This is a genomic window from Rhodococcus sp. NyZ502 (assembly GCF_041464245.1).
GTDB lineage: Bacteria > Actinomycetota > Actinomycetes > Mycobacteriales > Mycobacteriaceae > Rhodococcus_F > Rhodococcus_F qingshengii.
Genome location: NZ_CP167155.1, coordinates 1237257 through 1262430, shown reverse-complemented (window position 1 = coordinate 1262430; position 25174 = coordinate 1237257). Strand labels below are relative to the sequence as shown.

The following is a 25174-nucleotide window of genomic DNA, read 5'->3' as shown; positions in this document are numbered from 1 at the left end:
AAATGGCTCGCGAACTTACCGTCTCCGACAGCATCGTCGTCAGCTCCGACGCGCTTTCCCTCTACGAGGTCATCAGCGATCCCACTCGTATGGGTGCCTGGAGTCCCGAAAACATAGGCGCAACCTTGCGGGGAGCCCGCGAAAGCGCTTTCCTGGGCATGGAGTTCGACGGGCACAACAAGCGTGGGCGCGCGCAGTGGACCACGCGATGCACAGTCACCGCTGCCGAGGCCGGGAAGCTCTTCGAATTCCGTGTTCACAAGATCGGCCTCAGTACTCCCCGGATCCCCGCCTCTATCGCAACCTGGCAGTACCGATTCTCGCCGGTGCCCGACGGAACCCGAGTTACCGAAACGTGGACCGACGACAGGCGCGGCTGGCCGGACTTCGCCGCCGACATGTTCGACAAAATTGCCACCGGAGGAAAAACCTTCGCCGACTTTCAGCGCGGCAACATCCGCAAGACGCTCCTGAACCTCAAGAACGCAGTTGAGCAGGAGGTTTCCGGAATCGAAGGCAACGTCGGCTGACCGGCCGACACCATTTGTGGCAGTTTCTGCCACTTTTGGTACAGTGCGGATATGGCAACAGCCCGCCGCACTGCACTACTTCTCCGCGTCTCGCAGAGTTGTGCTGCCGCTTTCGTCGAACGCGGCGACACTTCGACGACCATCGCGGAGCTCGCCGATCGGGCAGAAATCTCCGAGCGAACGTTCTACCGTTGCTTCGCCACCAAAGAGGAGAGCATCTGGCCGATGCTCGACGAGGGAAACCGCAGTCTGGCCACGGCACTCAGCGCGCAAGCCCGCGAATTCGGGCTCGCAGCGGCTGTGAAGAATGCCTTTATCGCATCGGTCGGCGAGTCCTTCGAGCCGATGACCCGGTCACTGATGCCCATCATCTTCGGTGATGCGGCACTCCGGAGAGTTTGGGAATCAGCAACTTTCGAGACGATGGAACTGATTCGCCCAGAAGTCGCACGCCTGATCGATCGTCCGGAAACCTCGCTCGACACCACAGCGGCTTCGGGCCAGGCAACACTTGCGGTAGTGGCCGCACTGCGTGAGATGGCAGACCTCCGGACGCCCGCACCCGAGGCCATCACCCGCGCGCTCCGGGCGTTCTCGAAGCCATATCTCGCAACACCAACAGGTAAGGAACAATCATGACTCAGGATCTCTCCGGAAAAATCGTTCTCGTCACCGGCGGCGCACGCGGCCTGGGCGAGGCGTTTGCCCGCGGCATCGTCGCGGGCAACGGCCGCGTCGTCATCGGCGACCTACTCGACGACGACGGTCGAGCAGTGGCCGAATCTCTCGGCGACGCAGCGCGTTACGTTCACCTCGACGTCACCGATCCAGCGTCTTGGAAGTCCGCCGCCGAGTACGCGGTATCCGAGTTCGGCGCGATCAACGGTTTGGTCAACAACGCCGGAATCTCGGCGTCCGGCCAGACAGTCGCCGAGGAACCACTCGAGACGTTCCAGCGCATCATCCAGATCAACCTGGTGTCCGTGCACACCGGTATCCACACGGTGGTGCCCGTCATGAAGGCAGCCGGCGGCGGATCCATCGTGAACATCTCCTCGGCCGCCGGCCTGATGGGCATGGCCCTGACCAGCGGTTACGGCGCAGCCAAGTGGGGCGTGCGTGGGCTGAGCAAGATCGCCGCCGTCGAACTCGGCCGCGACAAGATCCGGGTCAACTCGGTTCACCCCGGCATGGTCCTGACGCCCATGACTGCACCGACGGGTATCAGCCTCGAAGAGGGCGCATTCCCCAACAATCCGTATCGCCGTGTCGGTCGCCCGGAGGAGTTGGTCGGCGCGGTCACCTACCTGCTTTCCGACGATGCCTCGTACACAACGGGTTCCGAGATCGCCGTCGACGGCGGTTGGACTGCCGGCCCGTCGATCGAATACATCGCCGGCCAGTAAGGCAGGGATCCGTTCCCGCCCGAATCTGCGCATTCCGAACGCCCTCAGGTGAATACCAAACTCTCTCTGATTGCATTCGGAGAAGACAACTTTCGCAGTCGCCGCAGCGCCCGATGCAGGTCGAGTGACACCTCGTCTGTCGTACGGGCAAGCGACGTTGCGGTCGCCTTTGTATCGAGCCCGACGATCAGCCGCAACACCAGGACATCGCGTTCGACAATCGGGAGCGTTGTCGGAGGCGGGAGCGATCCACCGCTGAACCCGTCGGATGCCGCCCGAGCAATCGCGATGCTTGTACTCGCGTACAGCACGCGTAGAAAAGGCTGATACGTCTCCGATCCGTCGCACACTGCCGTGAGAACGGCGACGCACGCGGCATCCGCGGCGGAATCGGAAACGGCCCGATCAAGCTCGGCGCGGCACCGCAGCACAACCATCGGACGAAACGCCGCATACAAACTGGCCATAAACTCACGGCTACCGCTCCGCGCCGCGGCGGCCAATACATCCAGCGAGCCTTCCTGCAACATGGGCTCACATCTCTCTTTCTCGACGGGACATTCGTTGTGCGGTCCGAGAGATCAGCTGGAACCGAACGGTCCCACGAAGTGGTTCCGGCGGATGGTCATGCCACGATCAATCCCCTGCCCGAAGGATTCTCGAGGCTCTCTCTCAGCCCTGAGGCACACCCCAGTGAAGTCCTGCATCCTTGCCGCTCACTGGCACTGACCTGGCAAATTCCTGGCAGGATGCTGATTCAAACCGAACGCCTTGCACTGCAGAATTTTTCGATCCGGTCAGCGTGTATTTGCTGCTCCAAGTCCGACCGTTCCGTTCCAGGCGACGAGGGGTCACACGGGCGTAGGGTCGAGAGAGTTCGGCTCAGTCGTCAAGAGCGGAAGGACACCCAGACAATGCGGAGCGATGGAGATACGTGGGACATCGTCAGTAGCGTCGGACTTACCGCGCTGGCAGTGGCAACGTTCCGAGCACTGGAGAGCACCCGTCCGGACGCGATCATCGAAGACAAGTTCGCATCGTGGTTCGTAGAAGCTGCAGCCGAGCCGCATTTCACAGCTCTTCTGAAAGATCCCACGCTCCTCGAGGACACCCCCTTCGGCGGTTTCATGGGGTTGCGAACCAGGTTCTTCGACGAATTCTTCTCGTCGTCAACCGAATCCGGAGTAAGGCAGGCGGTAATCGTTGCAGCAGGGTTGGATTCGCGTGCGTACCGGCTGGATTGGAGCTCAGGATCGACGGTATTCGAAGTGGATCAGCCAAAGGTGCTGGAGTTCAAAGCCGAAGTGCTCGCTGCGCACGACGCCCAGCCGAAGACCGATAGACGCACTGTGCCTACTGATCTGCGAAACGACTGGCCGGCCGCACTCGAGGAGGCTGGTTTCGACCCGAACGAACCCACAGCCTGGTCGGCGGAAGGCCTGCTCGCCTATCTCCCCGGCCCGGCCCACGACGCCCTGTTCGAGCGGATCGACGAACTCTCGGCCACCGGTAGTCGCTTGGCGGTGAACGACTTTCCGGCCGGAACCGACCCGAGCAAGCTTGCGGCCATCAGATCCAAGTACTTCGCCAAGGACCCGTTCGGAGACCTGGACATTTCGCAACTGTTCTACAGCGACAAGCGATCCGATCCGGGCCAGTGGTTGGCTGAACACAATTGGACTGTCCGACGCTTCAGCTCGGTCGAGTTGGCAGAACTGTACGATCGTCGGATCCCCGAACTCCCCGAAGAAATCGCAGCGCTGTCAACGCAACCGTCCTTTTTGGCCGCGACCAAGAACTAGCTCTCGCAGTCATCACGAAAGTTCTTCGAGTGCAGCCTTTCTCCCATTTGTCCAGCGGCAAGGCGCGTGTCACCACTACAAGTGGTTGACGGTACTCCAGGATGAAGCGATTCAGTACCTCAGGCTGAGTATGTCTACACCTCAGACGGACGCGCGCCGAAGAAGATGCTGATGAAATAAGTCCATGAATCTCGAACACACACGCAGGAAAGGCCGCCCGCTCGCGCTGGTAGCACTTGCCTCCGCAGCGGTATTCGCCCTCGCCGCATGTACTTCCGGGACTGATTCCGCACAAACCTCTGAAAACAGCACAAAGACCTCCCCCACCGCGGCACCCGCTACGGTCACGATCCCTGACAGCTCCGTCGGCAAGCAGATCACCTGGCTTCTCAGTGCGTTCAACACGAGCACGCCGTTGACCCAGGAAGAAATCGCCGAACACTTCGGGCCCACTGCACCCGTCGTCCTGACACCTCCGGACTTCGACTCCATCCGAGCCGGACAGCCTTGGACAACAGTGAAGTACAAGGGAGGCGACTCCGACGGCACAGTTTCCATCACCAGCACCACCGGCGGTGCGTTCGACGTCAACGTCGTCGTCGACGGCAACGGGCTGATCCTCGGAATGGCGATCACACCGACCAAGGACGTTCATGTGCCGGCCGCATCTTGGCAAGAACTCGAGGCAGCTGTCAAAGCGCTTCCCGCGCCGACCAATCTGACCGTCACCGAGGTCACCGAAGGAAAGAACGCCGAAGTCTTCAGTGTCGGCGACACCTCACCACAGCCCACAGGGTCAACGATCAAGCTGTACGTTCTCGGCGCGGTCGCGACGGCCGTCCAGAACGGGACACTCTCCTGGGATCAGAAGCTCACCATCACCGACGACCTCAAATCGATGCCCGGCGGGACCATGCAGGACCTGCCATCGGGAACTGGAGTCACGGTCCGAGATACCGCCGGCAAGATGATCTCGATCAGCGACAACACCGCCACCGACATGCTGATCGCTGCTGTCGGGCGCGAGCAGGTAGAAGCCGAATTCGCCCCGATGGGCATGGCAAATCCTTCGCTCAACATCCCGCTCAAGCCGACCCGCGCACTGTTCCAACTCGGCTGGGGTGACCAAGGCGCACAACGTATCGCTTGGCGCGACGGAACTCCGGACGAGCGTCGAGCGATACTCGCGGCACTACCTGGCGGCCTGGTGGACATCCCGGCGTCAGCATTCACCACCCCCGCTTGGCCTTTCGACATCGATTGGTTCGCCTCGCCCGCCGACCTGCGTGCCGCGTTGGTCACGTTGCAAGAGAAGGCGAAGACCGAGAGCGGCGCACCGGTTCGAGACATTCTCGCCGAGGATCCGGCGCTCAGCGACGAGTCCGCGAAATGGTTCACTTACGGCGGATTCAAGGGCGGCAGTTCCATCGGGGTCCTCGCGGGTGCCTATTACGTGGAACACGACGATCGTGCCTGGGTTGTCACCATGCAAACTCATGGTGACGACGCTGCACTGGTTGCCGACCCGGCTCTGTACTTCGATCCGGTCGACGACGCGATGCTCTTGATCCAGACGGATGCAACCAGTTAGTGCCCAGTGGCGGGCCGAAACCACGCACGCCGATTCATTGCCTTCGCCGATGAAGGCGCCGGATACAGAGAAGCCGCTGCACATCCAGTGTCATCCGGATGCACAGCGGCTTCGCTAAGTCTTAGCCCGTGGGGGTCTCGGTCTCGTCCGACGAGAATCCGTCGAAGAATGCGATGACCTTCTGAAGAAGTGCCGCGATGTCGAAATCTTCCAAGCTACCCATTGCGTTCGTCCTTTCGTTTAACACTGAGGATGAAACGTGCATCTTGCAATTTCCAATGTAAAGCATGAAAAGCATTATTTCTCGACCGCGCGACACTTCGGTTGCAAATACGTCACTCAGCAAGATATGGGCAAATCACCGGAAATAACAGCTCCCACCCGCAATATTTCGGTCTTCCGCAACCCGCTTATTTCCCCAATTCGCAAGTGGGTAAATCTTGAGAAAAATTTCCCGGCGCGTCGATCACGAAAGATATTCCTGGTGAAACTCTCAATCCAAGAACACAAAGACAGAGGAAGCTCCGACACAGCTGACACGCAGTTTTGCCCGCCTTCAAGAGTCGTCATCCACGCACATAGTGGACACTCGTCTGCGATAACGAACCGGTAGCAACACAATCCCAGGCACTTTCTCCCATCTTCTGAATTTTACCCATGACCACTGAAGATTTGCGCTGGTGAAACGCAATACCAGTTCGAAAGTTCCACAACTTCTCCGGATGCTGTGCACGCGATTAACTGATCAATTATCTGTTGACTCACCGAACCCACACACTCCGCCAGAACGTCACATCCGAATGCTGGACGTTAGTTTAGATGGGTTCGTATTCTCGGAATCTGCTCGATAACGGCGGCCCCACGGATAAAACCGAGACTGCACCACCGCAGGCCGCCAGGTCATGATCCGCGACTCGGCGAAGGGTGTGCGGACAAGTCCACACGAGGGTGAAATAGGGGGTGAGACATGCCTTGGGGTCTCGTTTTACCGAGTCCGACACAGTACGTTTTCCCAGGCACGCCAGTCCCCAGATTCATACGGTGTGCAAGGACTCGTTGACGCTTCCGAGATGTTGGCAAGGCCGACCACAGGCCCCGTTCTCCCGACGAGAACGGGGCTTCCTCGGGTCGGTTTCCGCCTTCGACCGACCGGGTAGACGCGAGCATGGGCGCCACCTGCTCGACCGAATCCACCGCTGGCCGCCACGAATCGACGACCCCGACCGTCGGCGTCGAAGAAGAATTCATCCTCGTCGACCCGACCTCCTGGTTGCCGTCCACCGACAATGCTGCGGTTGCGGAAACCGCGTCGACACTGGGATTGGATCTTCAGCTCGAGTTGTCCCGCTGCCAAGTCGAGACCAACTCTCCCGTGTGCCATGGCATCGACGAACTCCGAACCCACTTGACCGACATGCGTCGGCTCGCGGCAAAAGCTGCCGAGTTGAACGGCTGCAGGCTGTTGGCCGTCGGCGCACCGCTTTCGGGGCCTTCGCGTTTCGAGATCAGCGACTCGCCTCGTTACCGCCGGATGGGCGAACGCTTCGGCGCCCTCGCTGCCGAACAAAGCATCTGCGGTTGCCACATACATGTGGGCGTCGCTGATCAAGTACAGGCCGTGCAGGTCTGCAATCACGTGCGCATCTGGTTGCCCGCCTTGTTGGCACTGAGCGCCAATTCCCGTGTCCACCAAGGAGTCGACACCGACTTCGCGAGTTGGCGGGCGATCCAATGGTCCAGGTGGCCAGTCGCCGGGCCGCCGCCGTACTTCGAGACCACCGGGGACTTCGACACCGCGGTTGCGAAGATGGTGGATTGCGGCGTGATGCTCGACAAGCGGATGGCCTACTGGGATATCCGACCTTCCTGCCACCTACCGACCGTCGAGATCCGAGTCTGCGACGTTCAGCCGACAGCAGAGGATGCAGCGCTACTTGCAACCCTTGGACGGGCTCTGGTGGCAACTGCGTTACGCGCGATAGACCGGGGCATCGAGGCTCCGAACATTTCCCTCGAGAGCCTCCGCCTCGCAACCTGGGTATCCGCGAAGGAAGGCGTCCTGGGAGCGTCGATCGATCCGATTACCTCACAAAGAATTTCAGCCACCGAACTGTTGCACCGGCTCCTGATCCATGTCCGTGACTCCCTAGACGAGGGAGGCGAGTACGCGAGCGTGGAGTCGGCGCTGCAGCTCAAGTCAGTCACAGGCAACGGCAGCGACTGGCAACAGCGAACGCTGCGCCAGGTCTGCCTTCGGGAACTGATTGCGCGTGCCGTTCAGCGCACCGTACCGACCGCGCCGACTGGCACGGATACGCACGACGAGCCGACAACGGATCAGTAGTAATGCCGCCGACCACCGATGGCGTGCCCGGCCGCGCCAAGCGCGTACAGGATGATTCCGATCACCAGCAAGACGACACCAATCGTCCACAGGATCGGAATGTTCACCACGAAACCGATTATCAGCAGGATCACGCCGAGGATGATCATCACAAGCTCCTTCAGTGCGTTCACTCGGGCGGATACGCCCGCCTCGAGCCGCATACACCGTGGATACCCGTCGGCACAGCGTTTCATACCCACTCTGACCGGGTATTTCGCTGGGCACCATAATATTTGAAGAATCGAGCCCGCCATGATGAGAATTGTGACTCTGATCGTTCTGATCTGGCTGATAGTCGGGGCCGTCGCGGCCGGCCAACGCGGCTACTACAGCAGTTCGCCGACCAACTGCGCCGGCGTCGGGACCATCGCGCTCACGGTCATCGCGGGTCCGCTGAACTACTTCGGCGTCAACCCCAAAGTCACCGATTGCACGCTCCCCCAGCCCACCGAGTGAGCTGCCGGAAATCCACGCTAAACCGACTAGTCGTTACCCTGGAGGTGAGTCGACACACATCGAAGTGAGGGGCCACCATGACCACTGCACCAGATCGCACCCGAATCGAGTTCCCGGACATCAGCTCGCGTGCGTGGGAACACCCAGCCGATCGGGCTGCATTGGTGACGCTCCGGACGCTTCGGGGGTTCGACACTGTTCTGCGGACGCTGTCCGGACTGCTCCAAGAACGTCAGCACCGCCTCATGTACCTCGCCACGTCGGTGCGAGTCGACGAACGCCAGTTCAGCGACCTGAACGACCTGCGCCGTGACTGCGTCGAGATCCTGCAGGCCGACGAGACACCCGAGCTGTTCGTACTCCAGACCCCGATGGTCAACGCCTTCACCATCGGCATGGACAAGCCGTTCATGGTGGTCACTACCGGCCTATTGGACGTGATGAACTACGAGGAACAGCGGTTCATCATCGGCCACGAACTTGGCCACGCGCTGTCCGGTCATGCTGTGTATCGGACCATCCTGATGCATTTGATGCGACTGGCCGGAACCATCGGATGGCTGCCCGTCGGCGGATGGGCATTGCGCGCGATCATCGCCGCCCTCATGGAATGGCAGCGCAAGTCAGAACTGTCCGGTGATCGTGCCGGACTGTTGTGCGGGCAGGACGTACACACCGCGATTCGCGTCCAGATGAAATTGGCGGGCGGATCCCGAGTCAGTGAAATCGACATCGACGCGTTTCTTGCCCAGGCCGCCGAGTACGACGCCAGCGGCGACCTCCGCGACGGTGTACTCAAGCTCCTCAACATCGAACTGCTCTCTCACCCGTTCTCGGTGCTTCGCGCCGCCGAGCTCAAGAAGTGGGTGGACAGCGGAGACTACGCCGCGATTCTGCGCGGAAACTACCCCCGTCGCGGCGATGACGACGGAGCGAAGATCAGCGACGAGTTCAAGAATGCAGCCAAGACCTACAAGCAGAACTTCGACGAGTCGGAGGACCCTTTGATCCGCATGGTGCGCGACATCGGTAGCGGGTTGGGCGGTGCGGTGGGCGCCGTGGGGAATGGCGTCGGCGATGTAGCGTCGGACATCAAAGAACGATTCACCCACTGGCGCAAGAGTTCCGACAGGTCGAAGGGCACTGACGACGCCGAGTAAGCAGAATCGGGACCTGCCGCCGAAGGCAGTCGGCGGCAGGTCCCGGGCTCTTGGCGTGAAGATGATGCAGGCTTCCCTCTGCACCACCCTCACGTTCACAGACAGTACCAGCAGTCGAACAAACGTGCGAACTGAAAGCGGTCGTGTCGAATCACCGGTTGTCGGGTACGCGGCATAGGACCACTACAGAAGGGAGCCGACATGCATGCTGGGCGACTGAAGAAGGTCGGTTCGAGTGACGGCCCGTTTGCCTCCGTGTACTTCGAAGACGTCCGTAACCGGGAAGATGCGCGCGAGCGCTTCGAACTCGAATGGCGCTCGATGCGCAATCAACTCACGAAACAGGGAGCATCGGAATCGCTGATCGCACGACTGGACGAGGTGAAGGACAACCATCACGGCATCTCAGGTCGCGCCGGACGCGCGATCGTCGCCACTTCCGAGGCAGTACTGATCGACGATATTCTGCTCGAACCTGCCGGCTCCACTATCGCGACCTTGGGCGAACTGCCCTACCTGATTCCACTGATCGCACACGGATACGACACCGAACCGTTCCTCATCGCCAAGGTCGACCACACCGGCGCGGACCTGTGCGTGCGCGATGCTCGCGGGCGTGACGTGTACGGCGAAACGGTAGACGGAGACGGCTTCCCGGTCCACAAGGCACACGTGGGCGGTCAGGAGCGATACACCGACAGCCAAAGCCTCGTGGAGGAGAATATCCGGAAGAACCTGACTCAGGCTGTGGAGCGCGCGGCGGCGCTCGCCCGTGAACACAAGGTCGCGCTGGTGGTTGTCATCGGAGAAGTACAATCCCGCAAAGCTTTTGCACAGCTTTTGCCGTCGACGCTACGGGTGGTGGACGTCGAAAAGGGTTCGCGTTCAGTCGGTTCGACACCCGCCGAGGTGTCCAAGTCGATTCGTGAACTGATCGACACGCAGCGACTGCGCAGAATGGATGTGGAAACCGAACGCTACGTCGCCGAGCAGGGCCGGGACTCCGGCCTCTCCATCGACGGGACCGCACGCGTCCTCGACGCCCTCGAACAGGGCAAGGTCGAGACGCTGCTGCTCACCGATCCTGACGACAAGGAAGTCACCAGTGGAGAGTTGATCGGGCCCGCCGATCGCGTACTCCCCTACATCGCAATCGGGACCGGCACCGAGTTGGTACAGATCGACGAACGCCTCGTTCTCGCCGACGGATACGGCGCGATACTTCGACACCCTTGAACGCCGGAGCCTGCTGATCAGATTCGGTGGCGAGCACGTTCTATCGAGAAGCGTGCTTGCCCACCGAGTCCGGGAACCCATCGGCAATTGCTGCGACGAGTTCCAGATATGCCCGTGCCGTGCGCTTGTTCAACAACTTCAAGTCGATCGGACCGCCTTCGCCCAGGTGATCGTCGTAGGGCAACGTCTTGACCGCTCGCACTCCACGCTGAGCGAAAACGTCCTCGAGTTGATCGAGGTCGAGCGAAGACGAACCCGGCCGCGTCGAATTGATCGCCACGACCGACCTGCTCACCAGATCTGCGTATCCGTGCTTGGTCAGCCAACTGAGCGTTGCTGCAGCACTACGGGCACCATCCTGAGCCGTCGGGCTGACGACAACCAAAGCATCTGCTTCGTCGAGAATTCCGTACATGGCCGAGTGCATGATTCCGGTGCCACAGTCGGTGATGACGATGTTGTAGTGCACCTCGAGAATTCGGAGAGTATCGAGGTAGTCCTGCTCGTTGAACGACTCCGAAGTTTCCGGATCTGCCTCACTCGCAAGGATTTCGAGTCGGCTGTCGCCTTGCGAGGTGTAGTAGCGAACATCGCTGTACGTACGAATGTCACCGTCGGCCAACAGATCACGAACGGTCAGGTGATGTTCACGTCGTTCGCGATCAGCCAGGGTCCCCAGGTCGGGATTGGCGTCGATGGCTACGATTCGATCCCCACGGATCGATGCGAACGTCGAACCGACAGTTTTGGCCGCCGTGGTTTTCCCCACTCCACCCTTGAGTGAGATGAAAGCAATCTTGTACACGCCGCGCACCGTTCGGTTGGCACGGCGCACGAGAGCCTGGTGTTCGAGTTCGGCAGCCGACTGCCCGGTGTTGATCCGGCCCCCGGTGAGTTTGAACAACACACTGCCCAAACCGCGTTCGGGTGGACGCTTCGCCCGCTTGATGATGTCCAGGTCGTCGACGGAGGTCATAGGCCTGGGCGTCGAGGTCCGGAAATCGGTCGGCTCTTCACGACGTTGCTGGCGCATCCGCTGACTGGGCAACGGTTTTGCTGCAGGCTCGTCGAATTGTGGTGTGAAGGTGACGGTTCGAATCGACGTTGCATAGCCGTCGTCGGACGCGTCGAAATGGCCGTCGCCCTGAGTCGTTCCGGAGTTGTTCCCCAGGACTCCGTTATTCGAACCGTTGTTATCGCTGCGCACCGTTTTCCTAGGTCGAGTTCGGAATCATTTCGGACATAGCCTCTCGGACGCTATCACTCTGGCGGGCTTGCCGTTCTCTGCTCAATACCGTCGTGGCACAACAGACCGTTACACCCGCACTTCGATGACTTTGGTCCCCAAGCTTGTGCCGATCTCAGCAAATACGAACGTCGTAACGATATGCGGCACAGATATCTTCATCTGCCGCTAGAAACAGCCTTCCGCAATGTCAGGGCAAATCCCTTGGTAACAAACGAGAAAAGGGAGGGCGATCGCCTCGGCGATCACCCTCCCTTCATGGACAAGTGTTCAGCTGCTGCAGAATTCCGAACTACCGAGACTTCCGAAAATCGTCGACAGATCCACACTTCCGAACGAACTGCCCGTATCGCAGCCGTCGGCAGTGAGCGCGAAGTCGACACCGGTGACGTCATTCGTGCTCAGATTCACCGGAATTGCTGCTGGATCGGCACCGCATCCGCTGCCGGGAACCACTTCTACGGAATAGCCGTCCTTGGCCGGCTTGTACTGAAAGAAGTAGTCACCGGAATCATCCGTCGTTGTCGTCGCGATTTGCGTGCCGGCATCGAGGAGATTCAACGTCACGTCAGACGCGCCGACCCCGTCAGCACCCGGACACCCAGTGACAGTTCCGACGATGCTGAACACCTTCACCAACTCGAAGTCGATCCCGGTCGCGTCGGACGTCGTCAGATCTACCGCCGTCCTGTCGGGTACGGATCCGCATCCAGCCGGCGAGTATGGACTGACCGTGTAATTGCCCGGAGGAACGTTCGTGATCGTGTATGCGCCACCCACCCCGACAGTGGCCGAGGATATCTGCGTCGAGCCATCCCATACGACCATCCATATCCCGACCGGATCGCCAGTATCGCTACACGAGTTGACAAGGGTGCCCGACACGGAGCGTGTGACCGGGTCCGCCGAGGCCACCGAAGACAGGAAGAGACCGAACGCACCCATCAGGGCGAATATCGCAAAGAATCGACGCCTCATGAAACTCTCCTATGTGTTTGCCCTGCCGTCGACCCGTTGCCGGCGACCAGAGCCAAGTCTGGCACCGGAAAATGACCGTCACGTTTGTTTCACCCGGTCCTCGGCAAAGTTTGGCGAATCGGACAAATCTCCCACCTAGCGCGTTCGTCGGTCGGCCACCGAAACGATCCCGACCGATCACCTACTAAGCCCGGTAGTAGGCGCCTGTATCCTTTCGCGTATGACGCCGGGTCCGAAAGATGTCGCGCAGCTGCGCGGTGCTTTCGTGGGCGGCACCTCCGGCGCGGTTTCCGTCGCAGCCCACGCGCTCGGTGGTGGCGGCATGGCCCCGTCCGAAAGCGCTGTCGTGTTGCTGATCCTCGCCTGCGCGAGCGTCGGCGCGGTGGTCACGTCCATCGACACCCGTCGCTCCCCCGCGCTCTTGCTCGCCCTCATGCTCGCTGCGGGTCAGGCCATCGGTCACGCGACGTTGACCATCGCTTCGGATCATCAACACGGCCTGCTCCTGTCCCTTCCGATGCTCGCAGCACACATCGCTGCCGTCGGAGTGTGCGCAGTGCTGATCCGCGGCGCAGAACGCGGATACGTCGTGGCCGCATCGACGGTAGCGGCAATCGTCGCCGTTCTATTGCGCCCGTGGGCAGCTGAACCGTCACCGTTCGCTGCACGTACTCGATACCGCGCCAAAGTTGTTCTACGTCAACTTCTCACCTCAGGCCTGGGCACTCGCGGCCCACCGGCATTCGTGTAACTCACCTCCCCTTTCCTTTCACGCACGTGATTACGTGCGCCACTTTGCTGTGCGCCTTTATTAACCGCCCGCGGTTAATAAAGGCGCACAGCGGGATCGAGTACACGCATGTCCGCACCCGAATTGGAGCGCGCACAGACGCGCGCGTCCAACGACAGTTCTCCCCCGAAGAAGCAGGTCGGCGGCGCCAGACCACTGATCCTGCGTCTGCACTTCTACGCCGGCGTCCTGATCGGACCGTTCATCCTCATCGCCGCTTTGAGCGGTGGCCTCTACGCGATGGCACCCACCATCGAGAAGTTCGTTTACAGCGACTACCTCCAGACCGACACCACCGGACAGATCGCGTCACTGAACGACCAGATCCGTTCCGCTCAGCAGTACCGCCCCGACTTGACGGTCTCGGCAGTACGTCCGTCCCCTGCTGCCGGCGAAACCACCCGAGTCCTGTTCACCGATCCGTCACTGGGCGAATCGGAGAGGCTCGCCGTGTTCGTCGATCCGGTGCTCGCACAGCCGGTCGGCGAGTTGGCGGTCTACGGAAGCAGTGGTTCGCTGCCACTGCGAACCTGGATCTCCCAACTGCATCGCCACCTTCATCTGGGCGAACCCGGCCGCCTCTACAGCGAATTGGCCGCGTCGTGGATGTGGGTGGTCGCACTCGGCGGTGTCTACCTCTGGTTCCGTCGTTACCGCACCGCCCGGAACGCTCGACTGCTCACGATCGACCGAGCATCCACCGGACGAAGCCGGACCCTGAACTGGCACGGTGTCGTCGGCATCTGGATAGCAGTTGCATTGGTCTTCCTCTCGGCGACCGGCCTCACGTGGTCGACCTACGCCGGAGAGAACGTCAGCAATCTGAGAACCGCGTTGAGTTGGACGACGCCCTCAGTTGTGAAAACTCTCGGCGACGCTCCCCCTCCGGCGACAGGCGGGCACGAGGGTCACGACATGGCCCCTGCCGCCACCGGCACGCTGACGGACACCAACGTCGGACGCGTCGACACCGTCCTCGGTATCGCCAGGTACAACGGGATCACCGGTCCTGTCGAAGTATCGATACCCGCGAACGCCGAGACGGCGTTCACCGTCGCCCAGACACGTCAGCCCTGGGTGTACAGCAACAACACCATCGCAATCGACGGAGCGACGCAAAAGGTCACCGACGAGTTGTGGTTCTCGGATTGGCCACTCGCAGCCAAACTTTCGGCCTGGGGAATCCAACTCCACATGGGCCTGCTGTTCGGTCTTGCCAACCAGATCGCACTCGCCGCACTGGCACTCGCACTGGTCAGCGTGGTCATTCGGGGCTACATCATGTGGTGGCGCCGACGCCCCACTCGTGGCTCCGACTGGGCAGTCGGCCGGGTTCCTGCCCGCGGCGGAATCCGCAACCTCTCCCCGGTCGGCCTCGTTGCGCTCGTCGCGATCACGGCGTTGGTCGGTTGGTTCGTTCCGCTACTCGGCATCAGCCTTCTCGCATTCCTGCTGATCGACCTGTGCCTTGCGGCGTTCAAACGCCGTGCCACCACCTGACACTTCACGAATTACGGAGACACACATGACTGTTCGCACAAAGATATTCGCAGCTGTTGCACTGTCCGCAGCTCTCGCCCTGACCGGCTGTTCTTCCAACTCCGACAAGGAAACCGAAGCTGCACAATCCATCACAGTTCAGGATCAATGGGTCAAGGCCGCGCAGGAAGGAATGAGCGCGGCGTTCGCCGAACTCGTCAACTCCAGTGACAAGGACGTACGCGTGGTCTCGGCCACCAGCCCCGCGTCGTCTCGACTCGAACTGCACGAAGTCGTGACCGGCGACGGCGGAACGATGACGATGCGTCCCAAGGACGGCGGTTTCCTGGTCCCTGCCAACGGGTCCGCCTCCCTCACCCCGGGCGGTGACCACCTCATGTTCATGGACCTGTCCGCGCCGCTGCTCCCAGGCGCAGAAACCGACCTCACCTTGATCTACGACGACGGTTCCAGCACCACGTTCACAGCCCAGATTCGCGACTTCTCCGGTAATCAGGAGAACTACGACCCGAATCACGGTGGCTGAGAACACGAACCCGCCCAGCCGAGCAGTCAGTCGGCGGCGCCTTCTCGGAGGAGGCGCCGCCGCGCTCGGCGTGGCGGGAATAACCTGGGGCGCAACCACAGTGGTCGAGCGCAGCCAACAGGAGCAGCAAGCAGGCAAGCTGGTGGAACCGTTCTACGGAGTCCACCAAGCCGGCATCGACACCACGCCGCAAGCGCACGGCACCTTCATCGGGTTCGACCTCTTGCCTGGAACCGATCGAGCAGTCGTCGTCGGAATCATGAAGATGTGGTCCGAGGATGCGTCACGGCTCACCGCGGGCAACCCGGCGTTGGCGGACACCGAACGGGAACTGGCTGTGGATCCGGCACGCTTGACGGTGACCGTCGGCTACGGTCCTGGCCTGTTCACCAAGCTGGGATTGCAAGCACGTCAACCGGACTGGTTCGAGCCGTTGCCGAGCTACGAGATCGACCGACTTGACGACCGATGGGGCGGGTCGGACCTGTTGCTGCAGATTTGTGGCGACGATCCGGTGACCATTGCTCATGCTGTGCGAGTTCTGACCAAGAACGTCCGATCACTGACGACAATCCGGTGGACACAAAAGGGATTCCGCAACGCTCGCGGCACCACGCCCGAGGGAACCACGATGCGCAATCTCATGGGCCAAGTGGACGGGACGGTCAATCCTGCTCCGGGAACAGTGGATTTCGATTCACTGATCTGGCACGACGGCGCCGGTCAACCGTGGCTGGCGGGCGGAACCTCGTTGGTACTGCGACGCATTCGCATGGAAATGGATACCTGGGACGAACTCGACCGTTCGGGGCGCGAACTCACGATGGGGCGCACGTTGTCCAATGGCGCTCCGCTCAACGGAACCAACGAATTCGACGAAGCGGATTTCACACTCACGGACAAGTTCGGGATTCCGGTGATCCCGCCAGGATCACACATCGCGCGAGCCCACCAGACGCATGAGAAGGAGCAGTTCTTCCGTCGGGCATACAACTACGACGACGCACCCGAGAGCGGGCAGACCTCGAATTCGGGATTGATCTTCGCAGCATTCCAACGGGACATCGCCGAGCAATATCTACCGGTCCAACAGCGATTGAGTGACTTCGACGCACTCAACGAGTGGACGACGCCGATCGGTTCTGCGGTGTATCTCATTCCGCCGGGATGCACCGAGAACGACTATCTGGGAAGCGGATTGCTCGGCTGACAACCCCGGGCAACGATATTGTGGGGGCTGGATCCGAACGGATCCCGCCCCCACAATTCCTTCTACCTGAAGTTGTTGCGTTACTTGGACTTACGAGGTCCCGGCATGACCGCACCTGGACGGGCGGTAGTCAACCTCGTGACCCAACCGCTGACGGGCCACTTCTTCAGGCCGACGTTGTGCGGGGTGACCTCGGTTCCGACGTACTTGGCAGCAAGCTCGTCGTCGACGGTTCCGTTGAACCGCCACAGTTGGCTTCCGTCGGCATTGCGGGTGGACACCTCCCATGACTGAGCACGGAAGGCACCACGAATGATGCTGTCGGCAAACACCAGAACGGGGATTCCGATCTCGGCACGAACGGCCGCACCGGCAGACCACTCGGCGCGCGCGAGTTCGTAGATCTCTTCCGGCGTTGCTCCCGGACGGGCGGAGGCCGGTACGTGGAGGACGATGCTCGGCGTCGGGAGTTCCGGCGCGGGATCAGCCGAGTAGCGCAATGCGAGTTCCTCGACGCGCGTCGCACGGGCGTCCTTGTCCGAGGTATCGCCTGCGAGATTGGTCAGACCCTCTCCCGCGTCGGTGATCCGCAAGGCTTCCACGATGCCTCGGACGACCTCGTCGGTAGTGGCGGCCGAATCCGTGGCGGCAGAGACCGAGCGGAGGAGTACGAAGTGCTCCACCGCCGAACCTGCGTCGTAGATCTCGCGGATCCGAGCGATCTTGGCTGCCGTCACAGCAGCATTCGACTCGGCCGGAGCGTCCGCTCCTTCGAGGTTCGCGAGTTCACCGAGCGCTTCGAATACCGGCGCGAATACTTGATTTCCCGTGCCGTGCCCGACATGGAACACCTGGTCGTTACGCGGGTCACGCAAAGCAAAGACATACTGCCCCAGCCTCTTCCCGACCTTCTCGGAGAACGGCTGCGGAGCGGGCTTCCTGACGACGACCTCGGTGGACAGAGTGCGCATCACGGCCAGACGTAGTGCGTCTGGCACGCTGGTGGAACCGGCAGCACCGGAAAAGATTGCCGCCGAAGCAGCGCTGATCGAGGTGAACGTGCGGCCGACTTGCTTCTCGAGAGATGCAGAGACCGTACCGACCGCAGTCAGTTTTGCATCGAGGGTGCCGTCACCCTCGACAAGGAACTCCTTGATCAACGGAGCAACGAGCAAAGTGGAGCCGATAGCGCGAGGAACTGTCCAGACAATAGCCATGCCACGAGCCTAGGCGATCACCTCGAGACGCGAGGCGAACGCGACTCAGCCCGCCGCTGCCGGCCCGGCCAGTCCCTGCACAAGTAGGTTCCAGGCCGAGTGCGCGACTTCTTTTCGCGAGCTCTCGGCAGTCCGTTCCATGATCGCGGCGAACATGGCGATCGCCAGGATCACGTCCTCAGCAGTCACGGACTCGCGTATCTTCCCAGCTCGACGCGCCTCCTCGAGGCGTCCTTCGAGGAGATCGGTCAGGCGGGTGCCTGCCGAATTCAGTCGTGAGTCGCCGAAGGAGACGGGCTTGATGACCTCCACGAACACGATGGAGGTGGTGATCTGGTCTACCAACAATCGAAAAAGATCGTCGAGAGTCGAATCCGGATCGGCAGCCATATCTTGCAGCTCGACGATGTTCTCGTCGAACACCGCGAGTGCGAGGCTTTCGCGAGTGGGAAAGTGCCGGTAGAGGCTGCCCTGACCGACGCCGGCCGTGCGGGCGATCAGGCTGAGCGGAGCAGCAAAACCCTGAGTGGCGAACACCTCACGAGCTGCTGAGACGAGTGCCGCACGATTGCGCGCCGCATCTCTCGGCCCTCTGTTGAGAGATCCGCTATTGACGCGGCCAGACGATGTCACGCACACTACGATACCAACCGGACAGCATTGTCCGGTTGGTTGCGGCCCGACACCGGTTCACACCCCGACCCGATCGTCGTGAGCGCTCGAACACGCGCCTGCCCTCCGTGCTGCCTGTCCGTGAGATACGTCTGCCCGTGAGATACGAAAGGCAATCCCGCACCGGGAGTTGGACTCGATGAAATCGTTCACGACCATCAGAACCAGATCTGCCATCGCACTCGTCGCCTTGATCACCGTCCATCCCGTGTGCGTCGCGTCGGCTGAGCCCGCCACTGCCCCGGGCTCGATCCACGAGAATCCGGGTGTCGCTTCCACCGCCGCAAGCCGCGCCGAATGCGGCCCGGGATCGATGCCCGAGACCGGGTTGCAGGGTGATGTTCCGGCCGAGGACCGAAACAGCGGACGCAGCCGAGACGGCTACAGCTGCAACATGTCTCAGATCGGCGGCTACTCGGGTCGCGGCGGCGGGATCACGTCCACCAACTTCGAACACTGCTCGTACGTCGGCAGTTTCTTCCCCGGGAACCTCCTGGGCCCCGCACAGGGCGTCCAAGTTCTCGACGTATCGGATCCTGCCAATCCCGCTCTCACCGCCACGCTGACCGAACCCGCGATGCTGGCCGGAACGTGGGAGAGCCTCAAGGTCAACACCGCGCGAAAGCTGCTGGTGGGCACGGGCGTTCCGCTCTTGACCGGCGTCGGCCTGATGTCGGTCTACGACATCTCCGATTGCGCGCACCCGAAACTACTCAACCCCGGACCAGGAACCGATCTGGGGATGCTGCTGCCCATCACCAATCACGAGGGAGGATTTTCACCGGACGGGAACACCTACTGGTCTTCCGGCACCGCTCCCGGCGTGGTGAGCGCCGTCGATCTCACCGATCCCGCCAACCCACGCGTCGTCTGGCAGGACCTCATCGGGTTGTCGACGCACGGCTTCGGAATCAGTCCCGACGGAAATCGCATGTACTTGTCGAACAATCTCGGCGGAATACATGTCCTCGACATCAGTGAGGTTCAGCGCCGCGTCCCGAATCCTCGGGTGCGCCAACTGTCCCAGCTCTCGTGGACCGACGGGTGGGCCACCCAACACAGCATTCCGGTCACCTACGACGGTTCGCCGTACCTGTTCACCGTCGACGAAGGTGGTTCCGGCGGAGTCAAATTGATCGACGTCTCCGATGACGACGAACCGTCGGTCGTCAATTCAGTGAAGCTCGAAATCAATCTGCCGGAGAATCAAGACGCTGCGCTGGCGTCTGCTGCCGGCGGATCGCTGTTCGCGTACGAATCTCACTACTGTTCGGCAGATCGCCCGGTCGACCCGACGGCGCTGGCATGTGGATGGATCTCGAGCGGGATTCGGGTCTTCGATGTTCGAGATCCCTTCGACGTCCACGAAATTGCGTACTTCAACCCACCTGCTCGGACCGGCGGCAATCTCGAACTCGCCAACTCGCCACACGCTCTCGCGTCGCTCATCGGGGTACCCGTTCTCAGCACCCCGGCAATCGCGCAGTCGATCGCGCAGGGCCAGTTCGACCCCGGCCAAGCACTGAGTTCGCGGTCGGGCATGGTCGCTCTCGGCGACATCTCGACCGATTGGTGCTTCTCCCCGCCCGAATGGCGCGGGACCACGTTGTGGGCGACGTGCGCCGACAACGGCTTTGTTGCCATGCAACTCGAAAACGGTGTCTACACACCACCGGCTGACCAGAAGACGACCGTGGGATCATGACGGCACCGCGAGCGGTCAAAGCCGTCGCACTCGTGGCTGCAGCACTGATGCTGCTCGTACTCGGCGCAGCACTACGTCCCCTGTTCGCACCCGAGAACCACACGCAGAGAGCTGTTCTGAGCGAAACCGAAATCGGATTCGTGCACGACATGGCGGCCCACCATCAACAGGCCCTCTTCATTCTCGCGCGTCTGAGTCCCGATGTGGACCCGGCGGTGACGAGACTGGCCCAGCAGATCGACGATGTTCAACGAACGGAAATCGGTGTCATGCTCGGTTGGCTGAGGTTGGACGGTGTCCCGCCGAACAGTAGAACGCCGATGGCGTGGATGGAGGCGTCGCCGAGCGGCGCCGGCGACTCTCGTCATCACCCGGCAACGCTGGACACCGAGACCGACTCCATGCCGGGTATGGCTACGACCGAAGAACTCGAGAAACTGAGCAGCGCTCGCGGGCTCGACGCCGAGGTCCTTTTCCTTCAACTGATGGAACGCCACCACCGTGGCGGGATCGCCATGGCGCAGGCCGCCGACGCCCTACTCGAGAGCGGGCCGGTGAAACAGTCCGCCCGCGACATGATCAACACCCAGAGTCAGGAATCCGGGCTGATGACGCTGATGCTCGAACAACGTGGGGCACAACCACTGCACTGACCCGCATGTGCAGTGACTACCATAGGTGTCGACCTGCGAACTACAGAAGGAATCGACACTTCATCATGACCCTGCTCGTTCGCGGAATCGATTGGTCGAACCCGACAGCACCGCGGATCCGATGCGTCGACGACACCACTTCCGCTACGACCTTCTTCACTCACGACTCGGTGCTGCGATTCTCCGTCGACGAGACGAAGGGCCGCCGCTGCCTCGGCTGGCGAGATCTCACCGCCGAAGGTCCAGGACACTCGCCGTGCGACCGCGGGGCGACGGTCACCGCAGGACGCCAATGCGACCGATGCCGAAATCGTGAGGGGTTCACCACGGTTCATCAGGCACACGTCAGCGGCGCGCACATTCATCCGAATGTGCGTACCTACCTCGCACAACCACAATGGCTCTACGTCGACGTATTCGCCGGCGGCCAGATGAAGGTGGGGACGGCTTCCGAGTTCCGCAAGCATCCGCGAGTCGCCGAACAAGGGGCAGTCTGCGCATTGTTCGTAGCGCGGTCGACGGACGGTTACAGCATTCGCGCCCTCGAAGCCCGAGTTTCGGAGCACTTCCACTTGAGCCAGGCAATACGTACGTCTCGGAAAATCGAAGCGTTGACAGGGCCCTTGGATCGAGAGAAACTACGAAAGTCGTTGCACCACTTCGTATCGTCGATCAAAGACGAGCTGAATGACATCGGATCGGACATCGACGGAATCGAGATCCTGGAGGCTCCCGAAGAATGGACGGCGCCGGCGTGCGCTGACATGGTCTTCGATGCGGCACCGTTGATCGCGTACCCGCACACTTTCGAGTCCGGCGAACATTCCTTGTATTTGGAGGGCCTTGCCGGTTCGATCGCCTCGCTGCGGATCGACCCCGACTCTGAATCGCCACGCTTTGTCGCGGACGTGTCCGGACTGGTCGGTCGAACCATCACCGTCGGCGAGTTCGAGTCCCCTGGCGTGGCGATTCAGGAATCGTTGTTCTGAAAGTAGGTCAGCAACTTCCCGCAGTCGCTGCGGCGAATCCGCGAGTGACCTCGGCCTGCTCGTCGGCAGACAGGCTCGACCATTCGGGATAAGCCTGGATGGAGGTCAGCATGTCGTTTGCCAATGATTCACGCGTCATGCCCATTTCCTCTCCGGACTCGTCGATGGCCGGCTGGTAGGCGTCGAGGTACCGGAGAACGTCGGAGCACGCCTGCGCGTAGGTCCGTGGCAGTGCCGAACTCACATTCGGGTCGGACGGGACCTCAGCCGGAGCACTCGAGTCGACCGAAGGGGTCTCGGTAGGTATTTCCGACGACGTCGCCGGAGCCTCGGATGACGTCGTCGACGTCGCCGTGGTGGTCGCCGAAGCAGAGGAAGTGAGTGTTCCGACCTCGGTCGGTTTGTCTCCGTCAGAACCGCAGGCAACCAGCGCCACCAGCGAGCAGGCACCGATGAACCCGGTGATCGTTTTCTTCATCCCTCAAGGATGCCAGAGGGCCACTGGCGTTCGAACGGACCGGCATCGCCCGTCAGCGCCAATTGCCCGAGCATCCTGCCGAATCCGAGCGCCTCGCCCTCCCGACTGCGGGATTGGACTGTATGCCCCGTTCGCGAACCCATGCTACGGTGACTTAACTGCAAAATAACTACGGGTGGGATTGTCCGGTCTGCCGCGTTCATCCGGAACGCTCCGATCGGAAATAGTTCGTCTATAAGGGGCTGGAACGAGTGGGACTTTTTCGTCGACGAGGTTCCCGCGAGGAAGACGACGATCGCGGGCAAAACCTCGATCGCAGCGACCCCGGGTACGCCGCCTGGTTCGCGAACGTCGCCGACGCGGGTGGTCAGCCGATTCCGTACAAGCGACCGCTGACCGCACCGGTGTATCCGCAACTCCAGCCGCCGGCCCCGGACTACGAGACGGATACTAGACGGCCACTCAACGCACCCGCCGGAGACGGCTGGCTACCCGCAGACCGCATCGACGAATTCGAGTCGTCGAATGGCCGCCCATCTGCACCGAACGGAACGAGCCCACAAATCTCACAAACTGAAAAGTTGCCGCCCGACCCACTCCCGACGCCGCAACCAACGATTCCACCTCGAAATGTACCGATGACTTCACCACCGAAGCATCACCTGGAGTCGCCCCGCGCGACTCGGCCCTACCAAGGAGAAGCAATGAGCAACATCGACAAGATCCTCGGCGAATTGATGCGCATCGACGGTGCCAGCGGTGCAGCCGTCGTCGACGCCGACAGCGGAATGGTTCTCGGCATGAGCGGCAACCCGTCATTCAGCCTCGAGTACGCCGGCGCCGGCAACTCCGAGGTTGTGCGAGCAAAGCTCCGCACGATGAGTAACTTGGGGATTACCGACACCCTGGAAGACATCCTGATCACCCTGAGCAACCAGTACCACCTCATTCGCGTCCTCGAGACGCCCGGACTGTCGACGCTGTTCGTGTACCTCGTTTTGGACCGTGCGCGTGCGAACCTGGCGCTGGCCCGCCACAAGCTGGGCGAACAGACCCCCAAGATCGAGATCTGACGCTTCCACTCCCTTCCCGACAATGCCCGGTCCTCGCCAACGGCGAGGGTCGGGCATTGTTCGTTCCGAACACTCGATTGGTGAACCTCGCGCCGGCGCCGATACTGGGACCGTGACTATCGCGGATGCTCCTTGCGTGTGGTTGACCACCCTCCGAAGCGACGGCTCGCCGCACACGACTCCGGTCTGGTTCTTACTGCATCAGAACACATTCTGGATACCGAGCGCTGAGCAGAATCGTAAGGTTCGGAACCTGCTGGACGATCCTCGGGTCTCGTTGGCAGTCGACGGATCCGCTGGCGACCCGTGGGTCGCACAGGGCCTCGCGACAATTCATCACGACGTCGGCGAATTCGTCGACCTCCTGAGACTTTTCGGCGAGAAGTACGACGGCTGGGATGCCGCAGACGAAACTCGTGACGGTCCGCGGGTCCTCGTCTCGGTCCCGGTGACTCGATGGTTCCTTCGACCGGACTGACAGACAGTGCCGGTTAGGCCCGAATTGTCGTGAATGACATACTTGTAGTTCATCTCTCGCAGAAATGGACTCTCACACATGGCACGCACGGCACATCACAGGCGCGGCATCACCGGCGTCACCATCGGCATTGCTGCCGTGATCGTGCTGGGAGGTTGCGCCAATTCCAACGCCGACGCGCCCGAAACATCTTCTCTCGGTTCGGGAATCGGATCCGGGGTCACCACGACGGTCGTGACCGAAGCCTCGGCTCCTTCGTCCGCCGCAATTGAACTGCTGGCACAGATCCCCGTCAAGGGACGCGCACCCAAGACCGGATACGACCGCGCGCTGTTCGGTACCGCCTGGACCGACGACGTCACCGTCGAATTCGGCCACAACGGCTGCGATACTCGCAACGACATCCTGCGGCGTGACCTCACCGACCTGACATTCAAGGACGGCTCCAAAAGCTGCTCGGTCCAAACCGGTACGCTCCGTGACCCGTACACGAACAAGACCATCGCGTTCACCCGCGGCCAGGACACGTCTTCTGCAGTCCAGATCGATCATGTAGTCGCACTCTCGGACGCCTGGCAGAAGGGCGCACAACAGCTCGATACACAGACGCGAACCAATCTGGCCAACGACCCTCGAAACCTGCGCGCTGTCGACGGGCCCACGAACCAGAAGAAGTCGGATTCCGACGCGGCGACCTGGCTGCCACCCAACAAGGCCTACCGCTGCCAGTACGTGACTGCTCAAGTGGAAGTCAAAGCGGCATACGGTTTGTGGGTCACCCAAGCCGAACACGACACCATCGCAGACATTCTCGCGACCTGCTGAACTCTTGCGGTGATCAGCGGCCCTTGATCAGATACCGCACAATCGCCATTCCGAGCGCGAGGCCCACTACGGTGGCGAGCGCTGCAACCAGACCGTGACCGGTCAGTGCGACGAACACACCGGTGATGACTGCGACGACGGCAATGATCCCCGCGTCCACTCTGCTTTGACCACGTTCAGGCATGGCACTCTCTCGTGCTGTCAGGTCCGTCCGCTCCCCTCGTAGCGGACGGACCCAGCGGCAATCTGTCGAAATGCGCGAACTCC

General features: G+C 61.3%; 26 protein-coding genes and 1 pseudogene. 19 read left to right on the top strand and 8 right to left on the bottom strand.

Annotated elements, in window-relative coordinates; translation table 11 throughout:
* Positions 1-2 precede the first annotated feature (2 nt).
* Genes ACBG85_RS05830 through ACBG85_RS05820 form a run of 3 tightly spaced genes read left to right on the top strand, consistent with a single transcriptional unit; the run spans position 3 to position 1936 of the window.
* Complete coding sequence (locus ACBG85_RS05830) at positions 3-530, top strand: SRPBCC family protein (protein ID WP_054781433.1); 528 nt, start codon at positions 3-5, stop codon at positions 528-530.
* Positions 531-581: 51 nt separating this feature from the next.
* Positions 582-1169 carry a helix-turn-helix domain-containing protein gene (locus tag ACBG85_RS05825; protein ID WP_312638581.1) on the top strand — a complete coding sequence of 196 codons (588 nt, stop codon included), beginning with the start codon at positions 582-584 and terminating at the stop codon, positions 1167-1169.
* Positions 1166-1936: an SDR family oxidoreductase gene (locus ACBG85_RS05820; RefSeq protein WP_312638582.1), complete on the top strand. Its 771-nt coding sequence runs from the start codon at positions 1166-1168 to the stop codon at positions 1934-1936. Before ACBG85_RS05825 ends, ACBG85_RS05820 begins: the two co-directional genes overlap by 4 nt.
* A gap of 44 nt (positions 1937-1980) precedes the next feature.
* Here ACBG85_RS05820 and ACBG85_RS05815 read toward each other — a convergent pair whose 3' ends face one another.
* Positions 1981-2466, bottom strand: coding sequence for an RNA polymerase subunit sigma (locus ACBG85_RS05815; protein WP_372026525.1), 486 nt, complete (start codon positions 2464-2466; stop codon positions 1981-1983).
* Positions 2467-2850: 384 nt separating this feature from the next.
* Between ACBG85_RS05815 and ACBG85_RS05810 the strand changes: the two genes are divergently transcribed.
* The 3 genes from ACBG85_RS05810 (at position 2851) to ACBG85_RS05800 (ending at position 7673) form a co-directional block, all read left to right on the top strand.
* Positions 2851-3738, top strand: a complete 888-nt coding sequence (locus ACBG85_RS05810; protein ID WP_047269285.1) for a class I SAM-dependent methyltransferase — start codon at positions 2851-2853, stop codon at positions 3736-3738.
* 184 nt (positions 3739-3922) lie between these two features.
* Positions 3923-5329 carry a serine hydrolase gene (locus tag ACBG85_RS05805; RefSeq protein ID WP_063314927.1) on the top strand — a complete coding sequence of 469 codons (1407 nt, stop codon included), beginning with the start codon at positions 3923-3925 and terminating at the stop codon, positions 5327-5329.
* A gap of 1165 nt (positions 5330-6494) precedes the next feature.
* A complete protein-coding gene (locus ACBG85_RS05800) occupies positions 6495-7673 on the top strand; it encodes a glutamate--cysteine ligase (protein ID WP_054187961.1) in 1179 nt (392 codons plus the stop codon).
* Here the strand turns inward: ACBG85_RS05800 and ACBG85_RS05795 are convergent.
* On the bottom strand, positions 7667-7822 hold the full coding sequence (locus ACBG85_RS05795; RefSeq protein WP_003945912.1) for a DUF6131 family protein: 156 nt from the start codon (positions 7820-7822) through the stop codon (positions 7667-7669). The two genes, ACBG85_RS05800 and ACBG85_RS05795, sit on opposite strands and share 7 nt — an antisense overlap.
* 145 nt (positions 7823-7967) lie before the next feature.
* Between ACBG85_RS05795 and ACBG85_RS05790 the strand changes: the two genes are divergently transcribed.
* From ACBG85_RS05790 to ACBG85_RS05780, 3 genes are all read left to right on the top strand, one after another.
* Positions 7968-8171: a hypothetical protein gene (locus tag ACBG85_RS05790; protein ID WP_003945456.1), complete on the top strand. Its 204-nt coding sequence runs from the start codon at positions 7968-7970 to the stop codon at positions 8169-8171.
* A 77-nt stretch (positions 8172-8248) separates the two neighbouring features.
* Positions 8249-9331 (top strand): M48 family metallopeptidase, encoded by a 1083-nt coding sequence (locus ACBG85_RS05785; protein WP_003945574.1) that lies wholly within the window; start codon positions 8249-8251, stop codon positions 9329-9331.
* A gap of 201 nt (positions 9332-9532) precedes the next feature.
* Positions 9533-10567 (top strand): hypothetical protein, encoded by a 1035-nt coding sequence (locus ACBG85_RS05780; RefSeq protein ID WP_007734628.1) that lies wholly within the window; start codon positions 9533-9535, stop codon positions 10565-10567.
* 40 nt (positions 10568-10607) lie between these two features.
* Here the strand turns inward: ACBG85_RS05780 and ACBG85_RS05775 are convergent, their stop codons facing one another.
* Both ACBG85_RS05775 and ACBG85_RS05770 read right to left on the bottom strand, forming a co-directional pair.
* A complete protein-coding gene (locus ACBG85_RS05775; protein WP_003945525.1) occupies positions 10608-11774 on the bottom strand; it encodes a MinD/ParA family protein in 1167 nt (388 codons plus the stop codon).
* 309 nt (positions 11775-12083) lie between these two features.
* Positions 12084-12791 carry a collagen-binding protein gene (locus ACBG85_RS05770; RefSeq protein ID WP_058037547.1) on the bottom strand — a complete coding sequence of 236 codons (708 nt, stop codon included), beginning with the start codon at positions 12789-12791 and terminating at the stop codon, positions 12084-12086.
* A gap of 220 nt (positions 12792-13011) precedes the next feature.
* On the opposite strand from ACBG85_RS05770, the gene ACBG85_RS05765 reads away from it, so the two are divergent.
* From ACBG85_RS05765 to ACBG85_RS05750, 4 genes are all read left to right on the top strand, one after another.
* Entirely contained in the window at positions 13012-13542 is a 531-nt protein-coding gene (locus ACBG85_RS05765; protein WP_007734626.1) for a hypothetical protein, read from the top strand.
* A 108-nt stretch (positions 13543-13650) separates the two neighbouring features.
* Complete coding sequence (locus ACBG85_RS05760; RefSeq protein WP_063314929.1) at positions 13651-15081, top strand: PepSY domain-containing protein; 1431 nt, start codon at positions 13651-13653, stop codon at positions 15079-15081.
* Between the two features lie 25 nt (positions 15082-15106).
* A complete protein-coding gene (locus tag ACBG85_RS05755) occupies positions 15107-15607 on the top strand; it encodes a copper chaperone PCu(A)C (RefSeq protein WP_063314930.1) in 501 nt (166 codons plus the stop codon).
* Positions 15600-16817 (top strand): Dyp-type peroxidase, encoded by a 1218-nt coding sequence (locus tag ACBG85_RS05750; RefSeq protein WP_063314931.1) that lies wholly within the window; start codon positions 15600-15602, stop codon positions 16815-16817. Before ACBG85_RS05755 ends, ACBG85_RS05750 begins: the two co-directional genes overlap by 8 nt.
* A gap of 80 nt (positions 16818-16897) precedes the next feature.
* Here ACBG85_RS05750 and ACBG85_RS05745 read toward each other — a convergent pair whose 3' ends face one another.
* Positions 16898-18034, bottom strand: coding sequence for a GIY-YIG nuclease family protein (locus ACBG85_RS05745; RefSeq protein WP_047269279.1), 1137 nt, complete (start codon positions 18032-18034; stop codon positions 16898-16900).
* A 45-nt stretch (positions 18035-18079) separates the two neighbouring features.
* The gene (locus tag ACBG85_RS05740; RefSeq protein WP_223304676.1) at positions 18080-18667 is read right to left on the bottom strand and encodes a TetR/AcrR family transcriptional regulator; all 588 of its coding nucleotides are present in this window, start codon (positions 18665-18667) and stop codon (positions 18080-18082) included.
* A 178-nt stretch (positions 18668-18845) separates the two neighbouring features.
* Here ACBG85_RS05740 and ACBG85_RS05735 point away from each other — a divergent pair, with 178 nt between their 5' ends.
* The 3 genes from ACBG85_RS05735 (at position 18846) to ACBG85_RS05725 (ending at position 22053) form a co-directional block, all read left to right on the top strand.
* A complete protein-coding gene (locus ACBG85_RS05735; RefSeq protein WP_218694934.1) occupies positions 18846-20411 on the top strand; it encodes an LVIVD repeat-containing protein in 1566 nt (521 codons plus the stop codon).
* Positions 20408-21064 carry a DUF305 domain-containing protein gene (locus ACBG85_RS05730; RefSeq protein WP_372026516.1) on the top strand — a complete coding sequence of 219 codons (657 nt, stop codon included), beginning with the start codon at positions 20408-20410 and terminating at the stop codon, positions 21062-21064. The genes ACBG85_RS05735 and ACBG85_RS05730 overlap by 4 nt, the downstream gene beginning before the upstream one ends.
* 65 nt (positions 21065-21129) lie before the next feature.
* Positions 21130-22053: a DUF2797 domain-containing protein gene (locus ACBG85_RS05725; protein WP_054187969.1), complete on the top strand. Its 924-nt coding sequence runs from the start codon at positions 21130-21132 to the stop codon at positions 22051-22053.
* Between the two features lie 7 nt (positions 22054-22060).
* Here the strand turns inward: ACBG85_RS05725 and ACBG85_RS05720 are convergent, their stop codons facing one another.
* Positions 22061-22531 (bottom strand): hypothetical protein, encoded by a 471-nt coding sequence (locus ACBG85_RS05720; RefSeq protein ID WP_003945723.1) that lies wholly within the window; start codon positions 22529-22531, stop codon positions 22061-22063.
* Positions 22532-23235: 704 nt separating this feature from the next.
* On the opposite strand from ACBG85_RS05720, the gene ACBG85_RS05715 reads away from it, so the two are divergent.
* From ACBG85_RS05715 to ACBG85_RS05705, 3 genes and pseudogenes are all read left to right on the top strand, one after another.
* Positions 23236-23604 (top strand): hypothetical protein, encoded by a 369-nt coding sequence (locus ACBG85_RS05715; RefSeq protein ID WP_020906454.1) that lies wholly within the window; start codon positions 23236-23238, stop codon positions 23602-23604.
* A gap of 112 nt (positions 23605-23716) precedes the next feature.
* Positions 23717-24082 (top strand): pyridoxamine 5'-phosphate oxidase family protein, encoded by a 366-nt coding sequence (locus tag ACBG85_RS05710; protein WP_047269305.1) that lies wholly within the window; start codon positions 23717-23719, stop codon positions 24080-24082.
* A gap of 78 nt (positions 24083-24160) precedes the next feature.
* Positions 24161-24904, top strand: a pseudogene (locus tag ACBG85_RS05705) (HNH endonuclease family protein); the annotation flags it as partial.
* Positions 24905-24920: 16 nt separating this feature from the next.
* On the opposite strand, the gene ACBG85_RS05700 reads toward ACBG85_RS05705, so the two are convergent.
* On the bottom strand, positions 24921-25091 hold the full coding sequence (locus ACBG85_RS05700) for a hypothetical protein (protein ID WP_007734610.1): 171 nt from the start codon (positions 25089-25091) through the stop codon (positions 24921-24923).
* Positions 25092-25174 lie beyond the last annotated feature (83 nt).